Below are 3884 nucleotides of genomic sequence, written 5' to 3'. Positions count from 1 at the left end.
AAACTTTCCAAATAGGTGCGCTCATCCTCAGTTAAACGCACAATATATTTCTTTGCCAATCTATCGTTCCCCAATAATGTAAAAAACCTACTCTATGGGGATTTTATACGACAAAACAAGACTGACTGAGTACTAGTTTAACATTATCGGAAGCTGGAGGGGGAGAGGGAGAGGGAGAGGGAGAGGGAGAGGGAGATTGACTCTGGTTCCCATGCTCCTGCGTGGGAACCTATGCCGCTGGTATATTCTTGTGTCCCGTAGGCATTCCCATGCGGGAGCATGGGAACGAGGGAATATGTTTGTTTTATAGGGGGTCTGACCCTGAGTCATCTTACTCTGACCCCAATTATTTGCCAATTATTTGACCCAAACAAGTACAAAAATTACCGCCATAAAAATATAGAAAGCCAAGTTATAGACCAGATACACTTTCCATAAACTGAGTCCAGGACCTTGTCTTGATCGAAAAAGATATGAAGCAGTCTTCTGTTTGATGTCATAAGCTCTTCGCTTGACAGGATCGGCTAAGACTTGGTAGGCCTGATCGATTTCAATTAACCTTTTTTCAGTTAAATTATGGCTTGGTGAATTTCGGTATTTCCGGGACAGTGCCCTATAGGCCGCATGAATCATCTGGACATCAACATTATCCAACACACCTAGAATCCGATAAAAATCTGAACCTGATTCATAAGTCCCCCTTTTTTGATCGTAGGCTACTTTCAACAGGGAATCCGATAAAGTACTGTAAGCCTCATTGATTTCAGCCATCATTCGATTGGCTGTTTTTTGTTCTTCAAGCCACTTGTCCGGGTGATAGCGATGGGCAAGCAACTTAAATGCAGCGCGCATTACCACGTCTTCAGCATTATCAGCCAACCCTAAAACACGGTAATAATCTTTAATCATTAACAAATTTTATTGAGGATACAACTTATGCTGTTCGGCGACAATTGACAGTGGACACCAAAAAACGACGTATAGGTTTATGATTGAATCTTTGCATCTTGTCATCGTACTGCGATTGACAATATTGAGCAAGCTATAGCAATTATTACATTGACCAAACAAACACTTACAACACTTCACATAATATAAAACAATTGGGCATAAAAAAACCCCGATTCGACAAGTCCGAGCGAGGTTCAGTTTAGATCATCCCGATCAGGGTGGATTGCTGACGCGAATCCCTACGCCGTACGGCCGTAATAGCGTCTGGCATTGTTTGTGTTAATAAATAGCGGATAGTGTATTGTTTTATTTGGATAATTCGTGGGGATGCCTCAGAGTCTGACCCCATTGGTTTGTGGTTGAATTACCGGATGACTATTTGAATCTGGCTCGGGCGCTGTTAATCGGTTATTTTGAACAATTGGAAGAAGGATAATTCGTGGGGATACCTCAGAGTCTGACCCCATTCGTTTGCATTCATTTGCAGCTTTTTAAAAAAACGTCTTTAGCACCAGCGACAACACGCCAGCCAGCAATACGCCCATCATCCACTTAAGGACAACCAAGTCTGTATGAATGGGTGCCAGAACCTTATCTAGTCGGTTATCCAGATAGTCCTTGGTAACCAATGTTTCTTGTGCGTCAGCAATTACCCGCACCACCGCTTCAGCCTGATCTTGCGGAATTCCTGCTGACTTTAGTTTGTCTACCAGCTCTAGGGTATCGAAGGTTATGGTGGTCATAGTTATGACGTCCTAACGTTAAGTAAGTGATCTCCGAAGATATAGAGAGAATGCAATACTGTCAATTGTTATTACTCGGAGGGCTTTCTATCAAGACAAGTTAAACAATTATAACCCAAATCCCAGTTCAAATTTCACATAGACCCAATTATGGGGAAGGAAGCAACCTTCAATCGAGCCTGACCCTGAGGTATCTAATGGCCAATCGGGCGGCCGTACTCAGTAAGGTTGGAAACATTGATTTCTCCTTGGGTGCTTGAAAACGAAAATGCCCCGTCAGGATGACCTGACGGGGCACAAATAGTCGGTAGTCGACTAAGCAAATGATATGGGATTGAGGCTGGAGGCTGAGACGGTCGTTTGGCCTGTTCGGGATCGCGTAACCATGCTGTAGGTAATTTAGTCTTCAGCACATTATTAGCCTGTCGACCAACACAAAACGCAGAGCAATAAAGAACCGCCCAACCCCAGAAAGGTTGAGCGGTTCTTTAAACGTATCATCACCCAAGGTAACTCGGCAACTGCGTTGCTCTACCTCTTGCATCCATGCTGTCGTAGCGGCAAATCCAGCTTACAGCATTAGTTCAACGTACTGCCAAACACTAATCCATCAGTACCAGGTGCCTTTACCAAAGCATCATTCAGTGCTTTTGAGTAAGAAATACGAGCAGTTTGAAGAACGGCTGCCTTTAGTGTAGCGATTTAGCTTTAGCTTGGTCTAATTTCGGCAGTTGGACCAACAATTCACGGGCGTAAGCAGAACGGGCTGTTTGGAGTATGGCCAGTTCGGACTGAAGGTTGGCAATCTTCTGGTCGGTAATCTGCATGGAGATTAGTTGAGCTTTGGCATCTTCTGAGAGCATATCGGCATCATACTCTATGCCGTCAATGGTAATAATTTGCATAATAAATTCCTGATATTTGAAATAAAGACCCCTGCTTAACAAAGTGGCGAAATATGGGGTCAGAAATATGGGGTCAGACCCCTTTATTGCTTTACTCCCTTTGGCCTTCCTCGTTTATTTGCAGAAACGCGCTGACCAGTCAAAGCTTCAATCTGTTCTATAAAACGCTCATGTCCAATGGCTAAACCTCGGTGAACACAATGCCTGATTTCTTCTAATAACCGGGAATCAACATGGGCTCGAAATAAATCACGATACCGGCTTCGCCTGATTTCCTCATTCCCCCCTAACGCCAAATAAACTTCATGCGCTGTTAATAGTTCACTTTGCTTGCCCAGCGCATTACACTGATAGCTTGACCAAGTATAATCTTCTGGCTCCAATACCATCTTTGCCCGTACCGGATTTAATTCAATATATCGATACAATTCCAACAAATACTGCTCTGTTTGGACAAGGCTTGCTTTATATCGCCCCTCCCATAACGTTCCGCTTCGTTTATAAGTAAAATTAAAATAGCGGACATAAGAGCGCCCCAAAGACTGCATCATTTTACTGATCCCGCCTGAACTCCTCGGCGTACATAGCAAATGAACATGATTGGTCATGAATACCCACGCGTGTATAGCCACCTCATTTTCTTTTGAATACTTTTTCAACCAGCCAACATAAGCCGCCATATCCTCTTCCGAGACAAAACAAACCTGTCGGTTATTGCCTCTCTGAATAATATGCTGCGGCACACCCACCGGCGCCACTCTTATTAATCTTGCCATATTAAAAAATTCCCGGCCTTGATGTCGATGGACTAGATTATAGCAAAGAATTTTTTACTCTGACCCCGATTATTATTGGTTTGACCCCATTGGTTTTTTTGACCCCTTTGTTTCTTTGGTAATTTGACATAGAATAAATAATGACAACTGACTTATCGAGAATTTTTATATGAAAACAGTTACTTTGAAAATTGATGACAGCATAGATGAAAAATTTCTTTGGCTATTAGAACATTTTTCATCAAATGAAATTAAAATTCTGGAACAATCAGAATATATCAATGACGATGATTACCTAAGATCAATAGATGGCATGGTTCAAAGCATAAATGAAGCTAGAAATGAACCCACTGCTAAAGGAGTAAAATTAGAGGGTTTAGATCATCTCCTTACACACAAATACTAAACCAGTCCATCTAGCTTGCGGGCTATCTGTATTCCATACACGCAGTCTTGTATTCTCTGGAACCCTTTCCATATGCTTTTAGCGCCGGGCTCTCCATCCGATT

At 42.6% G+C, this 3884-nt stretch carries 5 protein-coding genes; 1 reads left to right on the top strand and 4 read right to left on the bottom strand.

Features of this window, described 5'->3' with window-relative positions; genetic code table 11:
* Positions 1–357: 357 nt before the first annotated feature.
* The 4 genes from RW114_RS20125 to RW114_RS20110 all read right to left on the bottom strand — a co-directional run bounded on the left by RW114_RS20125 (position 358) and on the right by RW114_RS20110 (position 3375).
* A complete protein-coding gene (locus RW114_RS20125) occupies positions 358–909 on the bottom strand; it encodes a J domain-containing protein (protein ID WP_340124519.1) in 552 nt (183 codons plus the stop codon).
* 533 nt (positions 910–1442) lie between these two features.
* Positions 1443–1694: a CCDC90 family protein gene (locus RW114_RS20120; RefSeq protein WP_340124518.1), complete on the bottom strand. Its 252-nt coding sequence runs from the start codon at positions 1692–1694 to the stop codon at positions 1443–1445.
* A gap of 689 nt (positions 1695–2383) precedes the next feature.
* Entirely contained in the window at positions 2384–2599 is a 216-nt protein-coding gene (locus RW114_RS20115; RefSeq protein ID WP_340124517.1) for a hypothetical protein, read from the bottom strand.
* Positions 2600–2682: 83 nt separating this feature from the next.
* Entirely contained in the window at positions 2683–3375 is a 693-nt protein-coding gene (locus tag RW114_RS20110; RefSeq protein ID WP_340124516.1) for a transposase, read from the bottom strand.
* A gap of 169 nt (positions 3376–3544) precedes the next feature.
* Between RW114_RS20110 and RW114_RS20105 the strand changes: the two genes are divergently transcribed.
* The gene (locus RW114_RS20105) at positions 3545–3781 is read left to right on the top strand and encodes a hypothetical protein (protein ID WP_340124515.1); all 237 of its coding nucleotides are present in this window, start codon (positions 3545–3547) and stop codon (positions 3779–3781) included.
* Positions 3782–3884 lie beyond the last annotated feature (103 nt).

The sequence above is a fragment of the Methylobacter svalbardensis genome, from assembly GCF_037671525.1.
Classification (GTDB): Bacteria; Pseudomonadota; Gammaproteobacteria; order Methylococcales; family Methylomonadaceae; genus Methylobacter_A; species Methylobacter_A svalbardensis.
The sequence above is the reverse complement of the archived record's forward strand: the minus strand, read 5'-3'. Positions and strand labels throughout refer to the sequence as shown.